The sequence below is a fragment of the Serratia ureilytica genome, from assembly GCF_013375155.1.
GTDB lineage: Bacteria > Pseudomonadota > Gammaproteobacteria > Enterobacterales > Enterobacteriaceae > Serratia > Serratia ureilytica.
Map to the genome: position 1 here is coordinate 22,054 of NZ_JABXOF010000011.1, position 17,911 is coordinate 39,964.

At 57.8% G+C, this 17,911-nt stretch carries 19 protein-coding genes; 14 read left to right on the forward strand and 5 right to left on the reverse strand.

What is annotated here, in order from left to right:
- Nucleotides 1–18: 18 nt before the first annotated feature.
- The 3 genes from dcuR to HWW83_RS19540 all read right to left on the reverse strand — a co-directional run bounded on the left by dcuR (nt 19) and on the right by HWW83_RS19540 (nt 3,312).
- A complete protein-coding gene (gene dcuR / locus HWW83_RS19530; RefSeq protein ID WP_176589487.1) occupies nt 19–738 on the reverse strand; it encodes a two-component system response regulator DcuR in 720 nt (239 codons plus the stop codon).
- Nucleotides 731–2,344, reverse strand: coding sequence for a sensor histidine kinase (locus tag HWW83_RS19535; protein ID WP_033652021.1), 1,614 nt, complete (start codon nt 2,342–2,344; stop codon nt 731–733). Before HWW83_RS19535 ends, dcuR begins: the two co-directional genes overlap by 8 nt.
- 125 nt (nt 2,345–2,469) lie before the next feature.
- On the reverse strand, nt 2,470–3,312 hold the full coding sequence (locus tag HWW83_RS19540) for a class I fructose-bisphosphate aldolase (RefSeq protein WP_033642729.1): 843 nt from the start codon (nt 3,310–3,312) through the stop codon (nt 2,470–2,472).
- Nucleotides 3,313–3,808: 496 nt separating this feature from the next.
- On the opposite strand from HWW83_RS19540, the gene HWW83_RS19545 reads away from it, so the two are divergent.
- From HWW83_RS19545 to HWW83_RS19565, 5 genes are all read left to right on the forward strand, one after another.
- On the forward strand, nt 3,809–4,738 hold the full coding sequence (locus HWW83_RS19545; RefSeq protein WP_033652022.1) for a sugar ABC transporter substrate-binding protein: 930 nt from the start codon (nt 3,809–3,811) through the stop codon (nt 4,736–4,738).
- Nucleotides 4,739–4,813: 75 nt separating this feature from the next.
- Nucleotides 4,814–6,298, forward strand: coding sequence for a sugar ABC transporter ATP-binding protein (locus HWW83_RS19550; RefSeq protein ID WP_033642731.1), 1,485 nt, complete (start codon nt 4,814–4,816; stop codon nt 6,296–6,298).
- 15 nt (nt 6,299–6,313) lie between these two features.
- Nucleotides 6,314–7,354 (forward strand): ABC transporter permease, encoded by a 1,041-nt coding sequence (locus tag HWW83_RS19555; RefSeq protein WP_176589488.1) that lies wholly within the window; start codon nt 6,314–6,316, stop codon nt 7,352–7,354.
- 65 nt (nt 7,355–7,419) lie between these two features.
- Nucleotides 7,420–8,340: a sugar ABC transporter substrate-binding protein gene (locus tag HWW83_RS19560; protein ID WP_176589489.1), complete on the forward strand. Its 921-nt coding sequence runs from the start codon at nt 7,420–7,422 to the stop codon at nt 8,338–8,340.
- A gap of 137 nt (nt 8,341–8,477) precedes the next feature.
- Nucleotides 8,478–9,242, forward strand: coding sequence for an SDR family oxidoreductase (locus HWW83_RS19565; RefSeq protein ID WP_123061610.1), 765 nt, complete (start codon nt 8,478–8,480; stop codon nt 9,240–9,242).
- A 46-nt stretch (nt 9,243–9,288) separates the two neighbouring features.
- On the opposite strand, the gene metQ is transcribed toward HWW83_RS19565, so the two are convergent.
- Nucleotides 9,289–10,104, reverse strand: coding sequence for a methionine ABC transporter substrate-binding lipoprotein MetQ (gene metQ, locus HWW83_RS19570; RefSeq protein ID WP_015377546.1), 816 nt, complete (start codon nt 10,102–10,104; stop codon nt 9,289–9,291).
- Nucleotides 10,105–10,340: 236 nt separating this feature from the next.
- Here metQ and HWW83_RS19575 point away from each other — a divergent pair, with 236 nt between their 5' ends.
- The 5 genes from HWW83_RS19575 (at nt 10,341) to HWW83_RS19595 (ending at nt 12,822) form a co-directional block, all read left to right on the forward strand.
- Nucleotides 10,341–10,859, forward strand: coding sequence for a hypothetical protein (locus tag HWW83_RS19575; protein WP_033642734.1), 519 nt, complete (start codon nt 10,341–10,343; stop codon nt 10,857–10,859).
- Between the two features lie 147 nt (nt 10,860–11,006).
- Nucleotides 11,007–11,432 carry a universal stress protein gene (locus HWW83_RS19580; RefSeq protein WP_176589490.1) on the forward strand — a complete coding sequence of 142 codons (426 nt, stop codon included), beginning with the start codon at nt 11,007–11,009 and terminating at the stop codon, nt 11,430–11,432.
- Between the two features lie 110 nt (nt 11,433–11,542).
- Nucleotides 11,543–11,857 (forward strand): ArsR/SmtB family transcription factor, encoded by a 315-nt coding sequence (locus HWW83_RS19585; protein ID WP_033642736.1) that lies wholly within the window; start codon nt 11,543–11,545, stop codon nt 11,855–11,857.
- A complete protein-coding gene (locus HWW83_RS19590; protein ID WP_033652026.1) occupies nt 11,854–12,183 on the forward strand; it encodes an SRPBCC family protein in 330 nt (109 codons plus the stop codon). The genes HWW83_RS19585 and HWW83_RS19590 overlap by 4 nt, the downstream gene beginning before the upstream one ends.
- 45 nt (nt 12,184–12,228) lie before the next feature.
- Nucleotides 12,229–12,822, forward strand: a complete 594-nt coding sequence (locus HWW83_RS19595) for an ATP-dependent Clp protease proteolytic subunit (protein ID WP_046686880.1) — start codon at nt 12,229–12,231, stop codon at nt 12,820–12,822.
- Nucleotides 12,823–12,865: 43 nt separating this feature from the next.
- Here HWW83_RS19595 and HWW83_RS19600 read toward each other — a convergent pair whose 3' ends face one another.
- Nucleotides 12,866–13,282 carry a hypothetical protein gene (locus tag HWW83_RS19600; RefSeq protein WP_046686881.1) on the reverse strand — a complete coding sequence of 139 codons (417 nt, stop codon included), beginning with the start codon at nt 13,280–13,282 and terminating at the stop codon, nt 12,866–12,868.
- 621 nt (nt 13,283–13,903) lie between these two features.
- Here HWW83_RS19600 and HWW83_RS19605 point away from each other — a divergent pair.
- From HWW83_RS19605 to trpF, 4 genes are read left to right on the forward strand one after another with little or no spacing between them, the layout of a single operon-like run.
- Entirely contained in the window at nt 13,904–14,980 is a 1,077-nt protein-coding gene (locus HWW83_RS19605) for an LLM class flavin-dependent oxidoreductase (RefSeq protein WP_046686882.1), read from the forward strand.
- Nucleotides 14,981–15,025: 45 nt separating this feature from the next.
- Nucleotides 15,026–15,640 (forward strand): cysteine hydrolase family protein, encoded by a 615-nt coding sequence (locus tag HWW83_RS19610; RefSeq protein ID WP_046686883.1) that lies wholly within the window; start codon nt 15,026–15,028, stop codon nt 15,638–15,640.
- Entirely contained in the window at nt 15,637–16,725 is a 1,089-nt protein-coding gene (gene trpD / locus HWW83_RS19615) for an anthranilate phosphoribosyltransferase (protein WP_176589491.1), read from the forward strand. The genes HWW83_RS19610 and trpD overlap by 4 nt, the downstream gene beginning before the upstream one ends.
- Nucleotides 16,685–17,905 carry a phosphoribosylanthranilate isomerase gene (trpF, locus tag HWW83_RS19620; RefSeq protein ID WP_060659648.1) on the forward strand — a complete coding sequence of 407 codons (1,221 nt, stop codon included), beginning with the start codon at nt 16,685–16,687 and terminating at the stop codon, nt 17,903–17,905. The genes trpD and trpF overlap by 41 nt, the downstream gene beginning before the upstream one ends.
- Nucleotides 17,906–17,911 lie beyond the last annotated feature (6 nt).

Below are 17,911 nucleotides of genomic sequence, written 5' to 3' on the forward strand. Positions count from 1 at the left end.
TTCTGCGCCCGGCGTCGTTTATGCCGGGCGGCAATGCTCTTTCAGCATGGCGATCGCGTCCGGCTTCAGCTGATACAGATAGACTGGGCGGCCCGTCGCGCCGTACAGAATGCGGGTGCCGAGAATGCCGCTTTCCGCCAGATAGATGAGGTACTTGCGGCAGGACACCCGCGAAATGCCGATGGCGTTGGCCAGGTTGTCGGTGGAGAATTCGCTGTCGTGCTGCTGTTCTATCCACTCGCAGACCGTGCTCAGGGTGATGCTGGTCAGGCCCTTCGGCAGCTTTTTGCTCTCCTGGCCGCCGGGCTGGCGGCGCAGCAGGCTGTCGACGTCGGCCTGCGAAAACTCGCGCTGCGCCAGCAGCTGCGACTGTTGTCGATAGCGGCTGAGCGCCTCTTTGAAGCGACTAAACTGGAACGGCTTGATCAGGTAATCCACCACGCCGTAGTGCAGCGCCTTTTGCACCGTGTTCACATCGCTGGCGGAAGAGATGATGATCACATCGGTCTTCTCGCCGAGCTCGCGCAGGCCGGGCAGCAGATCCAGCCCGTTCTCCTGCTGCATGTAGATATCCAGCAGCACCAGATCGATGCTGACGCTGGCGTCGGCCAGCAGGGCGCGCGCCTGGCCCAGGGTGGCGACCGTCGCCTGGCAGTGAAAACCGCCGATCTGGCTCAGGTAATATTTGTTCAGCTCCGCCACCATCGGGTCGTCGTCGACAATCAGTACGTTAATCATGGGTTTCGCTCTTGGCCTGATAGGGAAGGTGCACGAAAAATTGGGTCAGCTCGCCCGGTTCGGACTCGACATCGATGCCGCCGCCCAGTTTCTCCAGATGGCTGCGGATCAGCGCCAGGCCGATGCCGCGTCCCGTTCCCTTGGTGGAAAATCCGTGTTCAAAGATGTGCGCGGCGATCGCCGGATCGATGCCGGGGCCGTCGTCGCTGACGATACAGTGTAATTGATCGTCGTGGTGATGGAAGCTCAGGCCGATCTCGTGGCCTTCAACGCCGTCGATGGCGTCGATGGCGTTTTCGATCAGGTTACCGAGCACGCTGATCAGCACGTGCGTGGTTTCCGCGTCGTCGGTTTCCGGCAGCAGGCTGGTTTCCTCGATGGTCAGTTCGATGCCGGCTTCGTGAGCGCGGCTGATCTTGCCGATGAAGAAGCCCGCCACTTCCGGCGAGTGGATCTTGCGCAGCAGTGCGCCGATCTCTTCCTGGTAGTTGCTGGCGGTATTGATGATGTAGTTTTCCAACTGCTGATAAGCCTTCATGTGCAGCATGCCGAGTATCACGTGCAGCTTGTTCATAAATTCGTGCGACTGCACCCGTAGGGCATCGGCGTAGTGCGCCATGCCGCTCAGGCGCTGCAGCAGCCGGCTGACCTCGGTCTTGTCGCGGAAGGTGGCGATGGCGCCGGTCACCTGGCCATTGACGATCACCGGCACGGTATTGGTCAGCAGTTCGCTGCCGTTGAAGCTGATCTGTCGATCGCGCAGCGGCTTGCCGCTGGCCAGCACTTCCGCCAGATGCAGCTGCGCCGGCCAATGCTTGCTGGCGGCGTCCAGCAGCAGGTTTTCCACCGGGCCGCTCTGGCGCAGCAGGCGCTTGGCCTCGTCGTTGACGATGGTGATGCGGGAATCATTATCGACCGCGATCACGCCTTCTTTAATCGACTGCAGCATGGCGTTGCGCTGCTCGAACAGGTTGGATATTTCGTAAGGCTCGAAACCCAGCATGATGCGTTTGAGCGCGGAGACCAGGAAAAAAGTGCCCAGGCTGCCGACCAGCGCGGCGAAGGCGATGGTCCAATAGATGATCCAGCGGCTTTCCGCCACCACCCGCTGCACGGTGTCCAGCGCGATGCCGAGCGCCACCACGCCGATTTGCCGCCGCTGCTCGTCATACACCGGCACGAACACCCGCAGCGCCGGGGCCAGCGTGCCGCGGTTGATGGCGCTGTTGACGTTGCCCTGCAGCGCTGGCGCCAGATCTTCGCCGATGAAATGTTTGCCGATCAGCCAGGGTTTGGGATGCGAATAGCGGATGCCCTGCATATCCACCACCACCACGAACAGCAGCTCGTTTTGATGGCGCACCTGCTCGGCGAAGCGCTGCACGGCGCCGCTTTGATCGCGTCGCTGCAGGCCGTCTATCACGGTGCTCGAGAGCGCCAGCGTGTTGGCGATAGCGATGGCTTTTTGCTGCAGCTGATCTTGCCCTTCGCGGCTCATCTGCACGAAAAACAGCGCGAACACCACCAGCAGCACCGAAGCGATGATGGCGGACACCATCAGCGTGATGGAGGTGCTCAGCTTGAGCGGCACCCGTTGTTTTGGCATGGCGGTTCTCCGAATGGCGATATCACGGCGTATTCTAGCGAGGAATGAGGCAAGCTGCAGTTACCGGCAGCAGGTTATAGCATGCTGCCGGGTCGCGAAGGGGTTATTTTAGTTACAAAAGCGGGTCACTGCTGGTGGTAGATCTCCAGCGCCTGTTGGCCGCTGGCGCCTTGATGGATGATCGCCATCAGGGCGCGCACCACCTGCGACGGATTGCTGTGTTGATACACGTTGCGGCCATAGACCATGCCGGACGCGCCCTGGGCCATCAGCGCCGCAGATTTCTCCAGCACCGGGCCCAGCTCCCCCTTGCCGCCGCCGCGCACCAGCGTCGGGCAGCGCGCCGCTTCCACCACGCGGTGGAAATCTTCCACCCGTTCGGTCGGGTCGGCCTTGATGATGTCGGCGCCCAGTTCGCGCGCCAGCCGCACCAGCGGCACGATCTTTTCCACGTCGCCGAGCGACCCGTAGGCGGCGCCCTGGCCGGCCGGGGCCATCACCAGCGGTTCGATCATCAGCGGCATGGCGTAGCGATCGCAGGCGTGGCGCAGGCGGCCGATGTTCTCTACGCACTGGCGGAAAATGCCGGGTTCATCCGGGATCATATACAGATTGACCACCACCGCGGCGGCGTCCATTTGCAGCGCGGCGAGGATCGGCGCTTCCGGGTTGTGCAACACCGCCCACATCTCACGGTGGCGTGCTGCGTTATAGGCGTTGCCGACGTCGGTGCGCATCACCAGCGCCGGCTTTTCGCGCTGCGGCGCGCGCTGCAGCAGCTCCGCCTGGCCGTAGTTGACCTGAATGGCGTCGGGGCGCGCGGCGATCAGGTTGCCCATCACCCGTTCGATATCTTCCAGACCGATTAAGAAATCCGGTTCGTTGGCGATGCCGTGATCGATCGCCACATCCAGGCACTTGCCGTTATTGAACAGGCGGTTCATCCGCACCTTACTGCTGAGCTGCATGTCAGGTCCTCCTGAGATAGGGATATGTCCATTATTGCCGAGTAAGGATGGTCGGGAAACGCGGAAACCGCAAACTGCGCGCCCGCTCGCAGTTTTTGCCGACGCCCGGCGTGGCGCACGCGCGGGGCGCGTTACCCGATGGCTTTCACTGCATTTGTTAGATCCGTGTCATGTTTTTGTTAATAAGCCATTCCAAAACGCATGTTTCGCTTGTTTGGGTTAAAAAGTTTCAATAATCTCAATTATGAAATAAATATTTAAAAAAGCGGCGAAGACGCGGCTTGCTCTACCAGGGGTTTATTTCAATTGATTGTTTTTAATCTGTTTTGAGATATCGATCACCATTTTGTTCACGGCCTTAATACGGTGATAACGCGGTAATTTCGCCGTATCAAAGGGATAACACCGACCGTAATGTTGTTTGAATGTAAAAAATATCTTTCATTAGCTGTCAATCAACAGACCACTTCATTCTAACGATTAAAGGGTAACGAACATGAAGCTGAAGAAACTGATCGCCGCCTCCGTACTGATGTGCATGCTGCCGGCCAGCGTGTTGGCGAAAGACATCAAGATCGGCGTTTCCATGGCTTACTTCGATGACAACTTCCTCACCATTCTGCGCCAGTCGATGCAAAACAAAATGAAAGCCGACGGCAACGTCAGCGGCCAGTTCGAAGACGCCAAGGGCGACATCGCGCAGCAAATTCAACAAATCGAAAACTTCGTCAGCCAGGGCGTCGACGCCATCATCCTCAACCCGGTGGATACTCAGGGCGTCAAGCCGATGATCAAATTGGCCGAGAACGCCAAAATCCCGCTGGTGTTCGTCAACCGCAAGCCGGAAGTGACGCTCCCGGCCGGCATGGCCTACGTCGGCTCCGATTCCAAGCTGGCCGGCAAACTGCAGATGGAAGCGTTGGCCAAGCTGATGAACGGCAAGGGCAACGTGATGATCCTGATGGGGGAATTGTCGAATGAATCGACCCGCGACCGCACCCGCGGCGTGGAAGAGGTGGCGGCCAACTATCCCGGCATCAAGATTGTCGATAAGCAAACCGCCAAGTGGACGCGTAAAGATGCGGTGGATATCACCACTGACTGGGTGCTGACCGGCCAGCAGATCGACGCCATCGCCTCCAACAACGATGAAATGGCCATCGGCGCCATCCTGGCGCTCAAGCAGGCTAAAAAGTCCGGCGTGCGGGTGGCCGGCGTGGATGGCACGCCCGATGCGCTGGAATTCATCAGAAAAGGCGATCTGGCGCTGAGCGTGTTCCAGGACGCCAAAGGCCAGGGCGAAGGCGCGGTGCAAACCGCCGTTCAGTTGGTGAAAGGCGAGAAGGTGGAGAGCAACGTGCTGATCCCTTATCAGTTGATCACCCAGGCCAATTACCAGCAATTCGCCGATAAAAACAAAAAATAAGCCTTGAAGCCTGCCGCAGGCGCTCCACCTGAGCGCCCGCCGCAGAAAACGTGGGTCAGTGCGGAGGTAAGCGGTATGTACCCTTATGTTCTTGAGGCCGAAGGCATCAGCAAGCAGTTCCCCGGCGTCAAAGCGCTGGATAAGGTCTCGATTAAAATCAAACCCGGCAGCGTGCATGCGCTGATGGGCGAAAACGGCGCGGGCAAGTCGACGCTGATGAAATGCCTGATCGGCATCTATCACCCGGATGAGGGCTCGATCAAAATCAAAGGCCGGCCGGTGACCTTCAGCGACACGCTGCAGGCGCTGCATTCGGGCATTTCCATGATTCACCAGGAGCTGAACCTGGTGCCCTACATGACGGTGGCGGAAAACATCTGGCTGGGGCGTGAGCCGGCGCGGCTGGGGTTCGTCAACCACGAACAGCTGAATGAACAAACCCGCGAGCTGCTGGCGCGGCTGAACATCAAACTGCGGCCGGAAACGCTGGTGGGCGAACTGAGCATCGCCAGCCAGCAGATGGTGGAGATCGCCAAGGCCGTATCCTACAACGCCGACGTGCTGATCATGGATGAGCCGACCTCGGCGCTGACCGAAGGTGAAGTGGTGCACCTGTTCGCCATCATTCGCGAGCTGCGCGAGCAGGGCAAGGGCATCATTTACATCAGCCACAAGATGGACGAAATCTTCGCCATCACCGACGAAGTGAGCATTTTCCGCGACGGCACCTTCATCGCCTGCGACAAAACCGAAAATCTGACCAAACAGTCGCTGATCACCATGATGGTGGGGCGCGAGCTGACGCAGATGTTCCCCAAATTCAACAACAACATCGGCGAGGAAGTGCTGCGGGTGGCCGGGTTGCGCCGCAGCGGCTGGTTCCACGACGTCTCGTTCAGCGTCAAACGCGGCGAGATCCTCGGCGTCGCCGGGCTGGTGGGCGCCGGACGCAGCGAAGTGATGGAAAGCCTGTTCGGCATGCACCCGGCGGACGGCGGCGAGATCTTTATCGAAGGCCAGGCGGTGAAGGTGGATTCCCCGGCGAAGGCGATCGAGAGCGGGCTGGCGTTTCTCACCGAAGATCGCAAGAAGTCCGGCCTGTTTCTGGTGCTGTCGGTGGTCGAAAACATGAGCATCGTCAACCTGTCGGAATACATCGGCAAGAACGGCTTCGTCAGCCATGTGCAGATGGCCAAAGACTGCATGGCGCAGATCAAGAAGCTCAACATCAAAACGCCGACCATGGATCAGATCATCAATAACCTCAGCGGCGGCAACCAGCAGAAGGTGCTGATCGCGCGCTGGCTGCTGGCGCAGCCGAAAATCCTGATCCTCGACGAACCGACGCGCGGCATCGACGTGGGAGCCAAAGCGGAAATCTACCGCCTGATCAGCGAGCTGGCCAACCGCGGCGTCGCCATCATTCTGGTGTCTTCGGAGCTGCCGGAGATCCTCGGCATGAGCGATCGGGTGATGGTGATGCACGGCGGCCGCATCACCGGCATTTTGGACAAAGACGACGCGGACCAGGAAAAGATCCTGGCGCTGGCCTCAGAATAACGAAGGGTGAACATCATGAGTAACGTAAAGATTGAGAAGCCGCTCTCCGCCGATTCAACGGGCAAGGGATCGCTGTTCTCCGGGCTGAGCGGCAAAATGCCGAAAGACACCGGTATTTTCATCGTGATGCTCGGCATTGCGCTGATCTTCGAAATCCTCGGCTGGTACATGCGCGATCAGTCGTTCCTGCTTAACCCGAACCGCCTGCTGCTGATCGTGCTGCAGGTGGCGATCATCGGCATCATCGCGGTGGGCGTCACCCAGGTCATCATCACCACCGGCATCGATCTCTCATCCGGTTCGCTGATTGCGTTGACCGCGGTGGTGGCGGCCAGCCTGGCGCAGACCTCGGACAGCATTTCGCCGATGTATCCGGGGCTGCTCGATCTGCCGGCGGCGATCCCGATCGGTGCGGGGATCGGGGTTGGCATCGTCTGCGGCTTTATCAACGGCTTCCTGATCACCCGCACCGGCATTCCGCCGTTCATCGCCACGCTGGGGATGATGGTGTCGGCGCGCGGCCTGGCGCAGTACTACACCAAGGGCAACCCGGTCAGCTTCCTGTCGGACGGCTTCACGTCAATCGGCCAGGGCGCGATGCCGGTGATCATCTTCCTGGTGATTGCGGTGATCTTCCATATCGCACTCAAGCACACCCGCTACGGCAAATACATCTACGCCATCGGCGGCAACATGACCTCGGCGCGGGTTTCCGGCATCAACGTCAATAAGTACCTGGTGACGGTTTACACCATCGCCGGCGGGTTGGCGGGGCTGGCGGGCGTGGTGCTGGCGGCGCGCGTCAGCAGCGGCCAGTCGAGCATGGGCATGTCCTATGAGCTGGACGCCATCGCCGCGGCGGTGATCGGCGGCAGCAGCCTGATGGGCGGCGTCGGGCGCATTACCGGCACGCTGATCGGCGCGGTGATCCTCGGCCTTATCAAAAGCGGCTTCACCTTTATCGGCGTCGATTCTTACATTCAGGACATCATCAAAGGCGTGATTATCGTCGCCGCCGTGTCGATCGACATGCGTCGCAACCGCAAAAAACACTGATTGCCGTGAATTGCCGCCGGCGCCAAGGTTGGCCGGCGGCGTTTTTTTACCCGGGGGGACACATCATGAACTTTCTGAAAGGGCTGTGGCTGGCGGCGGCGCTGTGCGCTTCCGCGCCGGCATGGGCGCAAACCATCGGCGTATCGATGGCCTATTTCGACCAGAACTTCCTCACCATTATCCGGCAGGCGATCGACAAGGAGGCCAAAGCGCGCGGCATTACCGTGCAGTTTGAGGACGCGCGCGGCGACGTCGGCCGCCAGACCGATCAGGTGCAGAGCTTTATCAGCGCCGGGGTGGACGCGATTATCGTCGATCCGGTCAACTCGGCCAGCACGCCGGTGATGACCAAAATGGTGCAGGCCGCCGGCGTGCCGCTGGTATACGTGAACCGCACGCCGGGCGACGCCAGGCTGCCGCAGGGGGTGGTGTTCGTCGGCTCCGACGAGCGGGAGTCCGGCACGCTGCAGATGGAAGAACTGGCGCGGCTGGCTAACTATCAGGGCAATGTGGCGGTGATGATCGGCAACCTGACCGACGCCGGCGCGCTGCAGCGCACCAAAGACGTGGAGCAGGTGGTGGCCAAATACCCGAAGATGAAGGTGGTGCAGAAACAGAGCGCCAACTATTCACGCAGTGAAGGTATGGACCTGATGATGAACTGGCTGACCAACGGCGAAACGATCGACATCGTCGCCGCCAACAATGACGAGATGGCGATCGGCGCGATCATGGCGCTGCAGCAGGCCGGCAAAGCGGACAAGAACGTGCTGATCGGCGGCATCGACGCCACGCCCGACGGCCTCAAGGCGCTGGCCTCCGGCAAGATGCAGGTCACGGTGTTCCAGGATGCGGTCGGCCAGGGCAAGGCGTCGGTCGATGTGGCGCAGCGCATGATCAACGGCGAAAAGCTTGAGCCGTATTACTGGATCCCGTTCGAGTTGGTGACGCCGGCCAATCAGGAGAAATACGAGGCCAAACCGTGAGTTCGCCGTCGGATCCGCGTTGCCGGGGCGCTGCTTGCAGCGCCTTTTTCATGGCGCCAATTGCATGTCCGCTTGCGGCCAGCGCTGCGCCGGATGTTGCGTCACACTGAGGCTCTTTTACGGTGTGAGGATAAGAGATGAACGCATTGAACGGTAAGGTGGCGGTGATTGGCGGCGCCAGTTCGGGGATCGGGCGGGCGGCGGCGCTGTTGTTCGCCCGGCAGGGGGCGACGCTGGTGCTGGGCGCCCGGCGCGAGCGGCTACTGGCTGAACTGGTGGGGGACATTCGGCGCGAGGGCGGCCGGGCGTTGGCGGTAGCCGGTGACGTGCGCGATGAAGCCTTCGCCGAACGGTTGACCGCGACGGCCATCGATGAATTCGGCGGGCTGGATATCGCCTTCAACAACGCCGGCACGTTGGGGCCGCTGGGGCCGTCGCTGGCGCTCAGCGCGTCAGAATGGCGCGACGTGCTGGAAACCAACCTGTCCAGCGCTTACTACAGCGCCAAATATCAAATCCCCGCCATGCAGGCGCGCGGCGCGGGCTCGGTGATCTTCACCTCTACGTTCGTCGGCCACACCGCGGCGTTTCCCGGTACGGCGGCCTATGCGGCCAGCAAATCGGGGCTGATCGGCCTGACGCAGGCGCTGGCGGTGGAATTTGGCGGACACGGCATTCGGGTGAACGCGCTGCTGCCGGGGGGCACCGACACGGCGATGGGGCGGCAGATGAGCAATACCCCGGAAGCATTGGCGCAGGTGGCCCAGCTGCACGCGCTGAAGCGGTTGGCGATGCCGGAGGAGATCGCGCAGGCGGCGCTGTATTTGGCGTCTGACGCTTCCTCGTTCGTCACCGGCACCGCAATGCTGGTGGACGGCGGCGTTTCCATCCAGCGCGGCTGAGGCTGTCATCGCCCGTGGCCAGGCGCCACGGGCCCTACGCGCGGCGTTACCAGCCTTTGACGGCGTCGCCCTTGTAGATTTCGGCGGCGCTGGCCGCCACTTCATCGGTCTGATAGGCCTTGACCAGATCCTTCACTTTCTCGCTGTCTTTGTTGTCGATGCGGCTGGCGAAGATGTTGACGTAAGGCGAGTTTTTGTCCTCGACAAACAGCCCGTCCTTCGCCGGCGACAGACCGATCTGGCTGGAATAGTTGGTGTTGATGATCGCCAGCGTCACCTGCTGGTCGTCCAGCGCGCGCGGCAGCTGCGGCGCTTCAATCTCGACGATTTTCAGCTTTTTCGGGTTGCTGACGATGTCCAACGCGGTCGGCAGCAGGCCGACGCCGTCTTTCAGCGTAATCAGCCCCTGTTTTTGCAACAGCAGCAGCGAGCGGCCCAGGTTGGTCGGATCGTTCGGCACCGCCACCTGCGCGCCGTCCGGCAGTTGGCTGAGCGCGGTGATTTTCTTCGAATAGCCGGCGATCGGGTAGACGAAGGTGTTGCCTACCGCCGCCAGTTTGTAGCCGCGCTCCTGCATCTGTTTGTCCAGATACGGCTTGTGTTGGAAGGCGTTGACGTCCAGATCGCCGTTGTTCAGCGCTTCGTTCGGCAGCACGTAATCGTTGAAGGTCACCACCTCCACGTCCAGATCGTATTTCTGCTTGGCCACTTTCTGCACCACCGCCCACAGCGACTGATCGATGCCGGCGCTGATGCCGACCTTGATGTGGTGATCGTCCTGTGCGGTCGGGCCGCAGGCGGTCAGCAACAGCGTGCCGGCGGCGGCCAGCGCCAGCGTGAGGTTTTTCAGCGTAAATGTCATTTTCCCAGGGTCCTTGTCAACATTGCCTGCTAATTTAGGCGGGCAGAATAGTGGCAGTGACTGTAGGTAATCGCTGAGCTAAAACAAAATACTGATTCACTATGACTAATAGCGATTGGCTATGAGTAGCCGCCGCCCGGCGCGATGCGGATTGCTTTGACGGCGAATCGGCGGGCTTATTATGATAGCCGCTGGCCCGCGAGGGCAGACTGGGTACTGAAACGAAGGAAAAGACAATGCGATTGAACACTTGGAGCAAGGCGCTGCTGCCGCTGGTGGTGTTGGCCTGCGTCTCGGCGACTCAGGTTCGGGCGGCGGAGAGCGATACCGGGCCGATCCCTAAACAGCTGCTGGGCAACTGGCGCGTCAGCAAAATCGTGCCGACCCAAACCACCGGCTGCTGGGATCAGCAGCAGGCGCAGAGCCTGATCGGCGGCAAGATCAGCTATAAAGCGGATGCGTTCAGCTGGAACGGCACGGCGCTGAAAAGCGAGGGGGCTACCGTCAGCACCGTAGAGGCGCAGGAGTTTGTCGAGGACAACGCCGGCAGCAGTTCCTACATCGATTTCCCGATGCTGGGCATCAGCACGCCGTCGGTCGAGCGCGTGGCCATTCAGCATGCCGATATCGCTATCAAAGGCATCACCGATCAAGGCACCGAAGGGGTGCCCGGCGACAACGTGCTGGTGAAAGACGCCAACACGCTGATCCTGTCGTTGTGCAACGTCTGGTTTGAGGCGCAGCGCGAGAAGTAATTTCTGCCTTCAGCCCCGGCAACGGGGCTTTCCCACCGCATCACCTCCCGCCACGAGTGCCATTTCTGAACTAAAATTAACCATAACGATATGACCCCGGCGTGATATCGGAGCCTCGGCTCTACCGAGTCCATGACAGGAGGCGCTATGTGTTACCACCATATTGTCATCGCCACCGATCTGAGCGATGACGGCAAACGGCTGGTCGAAAAGGGGGCGCTGCTGGCGGAAGCGCTGAAGGCCAAACTCTCGCTGATCTATGTGGACGTTCACTACGACACCTACCACGCGGCGATCGGCTTTTCGGAGCGCAGCGACGACGGCGTGCCGTTCGAAGAGAAGATCCGCAAAGAGCTGGAACCCACCACGCAAAACGTCAATTACCCGATCGCGGAAGTGATTATCGGGCGCGGCGGCTTCGTTGACGAACTGCGCACGGCGATCGTGGATAAAGACATCGATCTGCTGGTGTTCGGCCATCACCACGATCTGTGGAGCAATCTGTTTTCTTCCACCCGCAGCGCCATCAACCAGTTGAATATCGACGTGCTGGTGATCCCGATCCGTTCATAAGCGCGATCATGCCTCGTCCATTCACTCCGCGCTGCGGCGCGGAGTTTCTTTTGCAGCAAAAAATGCCTTGCTCGGTTGCATAATACATAAGTGAATACTAATGTGTTTGTATGAACGAAAATGACATCTTCAAGGCGTTGGCCGATCCGACCCGCCGCTGCATCTTCGACAAACTCGCCGCCGGCAGCATGAACGCCAGCGCGCTGCGCGAAGGCCTGACCATCAGCCAGTCGGCGATGTCGCAACACCTGGCGGTGCTGCGCAATGCCGGACTGGTGCGCGAGGCGAAACAGGGGCGCTTCGTCAATTACCAGGTCGACCCGGAGGGGCTGGCGCAGATCGCGCAGTGGCTGGCGAAGTACCGTGCTTACTGGCCGGCGCGCATCGACGCGCTGCAAACCTTGCTGAAGGACATGGATCAATGAACAAACAGGCCGAGCCGCCGCCGCATGAACGGCTGGTGTTGGAATATTCGCTTGATGCGCCGCCGGAAAAAGTGTGGCGAGCGCTCAGCGTGCCCGAATTGCGCGAGCAGTGGCTGCCGACGGGAGATCTGGCGCAGGCAGAACCGTTGGCCGCCACGCCGGGCGAAGCGGTGAGCTATCGCCTGCGCGACGACCAACCGCCGTTTCTCGAAAGCGTCGTCACCCTGCAGATCGTGCCGGACGCCGGCGGCGGCAGCCTGCTGCGGATTATCCACCAGCTCGACGCCGCCAACGATGGCCCGACGACGGTAATGCGCGCCGCCTGACGCGTTAAACACCTTTCTCTTTGTTGCCAACCCAGGAGTTCACCGATGCGTGAGAAGATGATGCTCGTCCCGATGGTGGTGGAGCAGACCAGCCGGGGAGAACGTTCCTTTGACATTTACTCGCGCCTGCTGCGCGATCGGATCGTGTTCCTCAACGGCGAAGTCAACGATGACGTGGCCGAAATGCTGTGCGCCCAGCTGCTGTTTCTGGAAGCGGAAAACCCGGAAAAACCGGTCCACCTGTACATCAACTCGCCGGGCGGGGCGATCACCAGCGGGCTGGCGATTTACGACACCATGCAGTATATCCGTGCCCCGGTGCATACGCTGTGCATGGGCACCGCGCGCTCGATGGGGTCGTTCCTGCTGATGGCCGGTGAGCCGGGGCACCGCATGGCGCTGCCCAACGCCAGTCTGCATGTGCACCAACCGCTGGGCGGCTTTCAGGGGCAGGCGTCCGACATTCTGATCCAGGCAGAGGAAATGAAACGCACCAAAGACCGGGTGATCCGGCTGTATGCCCAACATTGTGGCCTGAGCGAAGAGGAAGTGGAGCGGGTGTTGGATCGCGATCGCTTTATGACCGCCGACGAAGCGGCGGCCTGGGGATTGATCGATCGGGTATTGCGGGCGCGGTGAGTGTCGGCTCCGATAGCGGAATGAAGGGGGCAATATCACTCGATTATTGGTAGGTGAGCGCCGTTGAGGTGATCCAGCCACGCTGACCGGCACATTCGCCGGTAATGATGGAGATTTCTTTCCATTCCGCATTGCCGATGTCCATTGCAGCGCTTTTACCTGTCAATGCGACCTGTGTGCCGGCGATGAGCTGGCAAATATGTTTGGTGGGTTCCAACAAGTTACCCATATTGGGTTGAGCAATTAAAGGCATCGGCCGCTTCAGCACTAGCTGAGGCGCCTTTTCACCCGGTGTGTTAGTGATGGTGATATTTCCGCTATTACTACCAATCGTCGTATTCGCGCTGCCATTAACGAACTGACTGCGTGTTTCCGTTGAAGATGAAAAGGCAGAATAACCAGCGAAGAGGGTGCCGATAATGGTGGCTATGCCCGCGAGGATGGTGAGTTTATTTTGCAAGATATTTCTCCAGAGATATTTATTATATTGATGTTTGGTAAATATACCTTTCTCAATAAAATGGGTAAAGCGTAAATGAAACTATAATCCATCATATTTAAAAATGCATTTATGTTTAATTATTCACTTGGAATATAACTACAAATGCGTGTCATTCTAATTATTGTATTTGGTTGTTTCCTTATGTTAATAAACCAAGTTGGGAGAAATGTTTCATCTTTCTCACAATCATTCACGCGGGGATGTTTGTTTTTTCTTTATTTAACAGTAAAGTTAGCCATTTTTTGTCTCACTTTTGCACACTTCACGTTGCCTCTTTTTTTGAACCAGTAATGTCTTTTTTTCTTCATGGCTAATTGTTATGAATTTGTTATTGATCACAAATTAAGCAATTTCGTGTTGCCATTGCCTTGTCTATACAACTATATACTTAAGGGGAAAGTAATGTTCAATAATCATCTTAACTTTTCGTGGTTAACTTTTTCAGGTGTTTGATTTTACGACTTAATAATGTCTAAGCATTAATTCATTTTTAATTTGAATGAAATTGATGGGTTGAATGTCAATTTGCCGTATATCACGTGCTAATCGGGATTTTACGCTTCAAGGAGATAATCGAACATGAAACTTGGCGCATTTTTAATGCCGGCACATCCGCGTTATCGCTCGTTGCACGATGGGCATTACCACGATCTTGATACCTTGAGGTTTTTGGACAAAATCGGTTTTGATGAGGCTTGGATTGGCGAGCATTATACGATGCCGGCTGAACCGTGCCCTTCTCCAGATTTGCTCATCGCTCAAGCCATTTTGCAGACTGAGCGCATAAAATTGGCGCCGGGCGCCTTTATGCTGCCGTTTCATCATCCAGCCGAGTTGGCTCATCGCATTTGTTGGCTGGATCATATATCGAAGGGGCGATTAATGGTGGGAATTGGCGCCAGCGGTACCACGTTGGATCTCGACATGTTCGACATAGATCATAAGTCGGGTGTGCATCGGGAGATGACGGCAGAATCGATAGCGATCATGATGCGATTTTGGAATAGCGATGGGCCATTCGAATTTAAAGGTAAGTATTGGACAGCGCGTCGGCCGGCGGATCAGTGGGATAAAACCTCCGGTTATCACCTCAAGCCCTATCAATCACCCCATCCGCCAGTAGGCGTGACCGGCCTTTCACCTTCATCCTCGACGTTAAAGATTGCCGGTCGTAATGGCTGGATCCCTATCAGCTTTTGTTTTACGCCGCAGTATCTCCATACCCATTGGCAAGTTGTTGAAGAGGGCGCCGCATTGAATGGAAGGGTTCCTCCGGCCAGGGATACATGGCGTGTCAGTCGTCCTATTCTGATCGCCGACACAGATGCGCAAGCATGGCGGCTTGCTGTCGAAGGCGAAATGGGACGTTACTTTCGTGAGGATTACTTGCCGATGATCGCCGGCAACAAGGCGCTTGGTTTGTTCAAACATCACCCGGATGTCCCCGACAGTGAAGTCACCGTCGAGTATTGCGCCAAGCATTGCTGGCTCCTTGGATCGCCGGAGACGGTACGTGAACGCATAGAAGAAATGCAATCGCTGTCTGGCGGATTCGGTGTGTTGCATGTCATGGGGTTCGATCATTTGGATGAATTGAAACCCGTACGTGAAAGCCATCGCGCATTGCAAGAGCTCGTCACGACGTATTTCGCCTGACCCAGACCGAATATCGGCACCGTGCGGTCATTCATGGAGAGAAAGATGCAACGTCAAAAAGCAACTCAGCCCCCCAATCGGACACGTCGATTTGCCGTTTTGGTGATCGACATGCAATACGACTTTCTGGATGAAGATGGTCCTGTTCCTTGCGAAGGAGGGCGGGAGATTATCGCGTCGCTTCAAGTTTTGTTGAGCTTTGCGCGCGGTGCGGGCATCCCGGTGATCTATACCCAGGAAAGTCACCGCGTCAACCGTGTGGACTTCGGCCGGGAGCTTGACTACGGCGAGACACTTCATTGCCTCGAAGGGAGTCGTGGCGTTGAGATCATCGCAGATTTATCTCCACAGGTTGGCGATCAGGTATTAATCAAACGCCGTTACAGTGCGTTCTTCGCCACCGACCTGGATCTTCTGCTGCGTGGGATGGGAGTAGATACCGTCGTTCTGACCGGTGTTGCCACGGATGTTTGTGTTCGTGCGACTGCTCAGGACGCCATGCAATTAGATTATCGCGTCATAGTGCCGCGCGAGTGCGTCGCGGGGACGCGTCAAGTGCGACATGAGGCGGCGCTTGAGAACATCGGTTATGTATTTGGCAGTATTCAGAGTTTGACTGAGGTTATGAATCTCTTGCGGGTGGGATTGGAGGAAACATGAACGCAACGCTGTCGATAAAACCGCTGGAAGAGCGATTCAGAAACGTCTTGCAAATCTTGGTTGAAAAACGGCTTAGCTTGAGCCGGGAACAGACCCGAGATCTGGTCCAGGCCATGCTGGGACAGCAATTGGATGATATGCAGATCGGCGCGTTGCTCGTCGCTATGGCACAAAAGGGCGAGTCCGCTGACGAGATAGCCGGTGCGGTTGACGCAATAGCGGCACGTTGCCGGCCATTGGTAAGCGGTTTGCCGCTTACGTTGAATATTGGTGGTACTGGAGGAGACCGGAGCGGGACCTTCAATATTTCCACCACGGCAGCCTTGGTTGTGGCCGCAGCTGGCGTGCCAGTGATCAAGCATGGCAATAGTCGCGTGACCAGCGTCAGCGGCAGCAGCGACATGATGTCGGCGTTGGGCATTGATGTTTCGCGCAAGGGTGATGAAGCGTGGCTGCGGCGATCGTTGGCAACGAGCAACTTCGCGTTTCTCTCTACTTCGTCTTGGTATGCGTTTCCTGAACGGCTGACTGCTGTACGGCGCGCTTTGGGTGTTCGTAGCCTGTTTAATCTGAGTGGGTCGTTGGTTCATCCTGCTAACGTGACGCACCAACTGATAGGCGTTGCGCATGCTTCGCTTTTGTATCCCATGGCTGAGGCGCTGGTGAGGTTGGGCAAGGTGACGGCTTTTATCGTACATGGTGCCGGAGATTTGGATGAAGTCAGTTGCCTGGGAGAAACCCAGGTCCTGTGTGTAAGTGATGGCTGTATAGGTCGGTTTTCCGTGCAGCCGGATGATTTTGAAGTTCCAGCCTGTGAATTACGGGCGCTGCGAGGGGGTTCTGCGGAGCGTAACGCGAAAATCTGCCTGGCAGTGCTTAACGGCGAGCGGGGTGCCCATCGCAACGCGACTATAGTGAGCGCCGCGACGGCGCTGGTGTTGGCCGGCAAGACGCGCTCCTTTGGCGAGGCGGCGAAACTCGTACGGCAAGTATTGGATAACGGGCGGGCGTATCAGGTTCTTAAACGATTCAAGGAGACGATGAATGAGAACGAGAGTAAAAGTCTGCGGCATCACGCACCTTGAGGATGCTCTGGCGGCATTAAACGCGGGGGCCAATGCATTGGGGTTCATTTTTTCACAAAGTCCACGTCAGGTTTCGCCCGACGAAGCCCGTTCGATCATTGAACGATTGCCGCCTTTTACTCAGGTGGTCGGCGTGTTTGTCAATGAACCCAGGGAATGGGTGCAAAACATTATATGTTATTGCGGCCTGGCAGCGATTCAGCTTCAGGGTGACGAAACGAATGAGTATTGCCAGGCATTTGATGTCCCGGTCATTAAAAGTTTCCATCTCGAAAGCACTTTGTCTCTGGACAGGATAAACGACTATCAGGTTAGTGCATACCTATTGGACACACAGGTCGAGGGGCTGAGCGGCGGTTCTGGAAAGCCATTCGATTGGAGTTTGTTGAAAAACAAAACATTTGCGCGGCCGGTAATTGTTGCGGGCGGACTGCATGCCGGCAATGTCAGCCATCTGATTCAGCATTGTTTCCCCACGGCCATTGATGTCTGTTCTGGCGTCTCTCGGTCCGCGCGCCGTAAGGACCCTGTGCGACTCCAAACCTTTTTTGACGCTGTCGCCTATGCCGATCGCCTTCGCGTACAGGCGCCGGCTGAGAGTGGGCAAGAGGACATCCTCAAGGCGTCTTTTGATCGGCAGCCTTTGGTGGAGATTCAAGGGCGGCGATTTCTGCTGAATGCTCTGACGGAACAGATCCCGGCAACCCCGGCTGAACTCTTGCGTGAAGCAGCCAGGCGAGTCTGCGATGCGGCGAAATTTCCGCCGGGAACCAAGCTGGTGGGGGAGGAAGACAAAGGAGGCGGTTTATTGGCCGCCGTTTCGCTGCTTTCAGGCCTGCCATACGGCATTGCCCGCTGGTACCCATCCGGTCTTGAAGGACAGGTTCAGGTTGATTTCGATTGCGAATATACCGGCGGCAGCCTCTTTTTGAACGGCGTGGAGCCCGGCGATAACGTTTATATCGTGGACGATCTCATCAGCACTGGCGGAACATTGGTGGGGTTGGTTTGTGCAGTGCGGAAAGCAGGGGCTGATGTATCAGGCATCTTATGCGTGGTGGAAAAACGCAATTATGGTGGAGCCAGGCGCGTGTTCGAGGCGACGGGGATCTCGGTGCAATCGCTTATTGAAGTGGATGTGAGCGGCGAGCATTCGGTCGTTGTCGGCGTTAATTATTAAATAAAA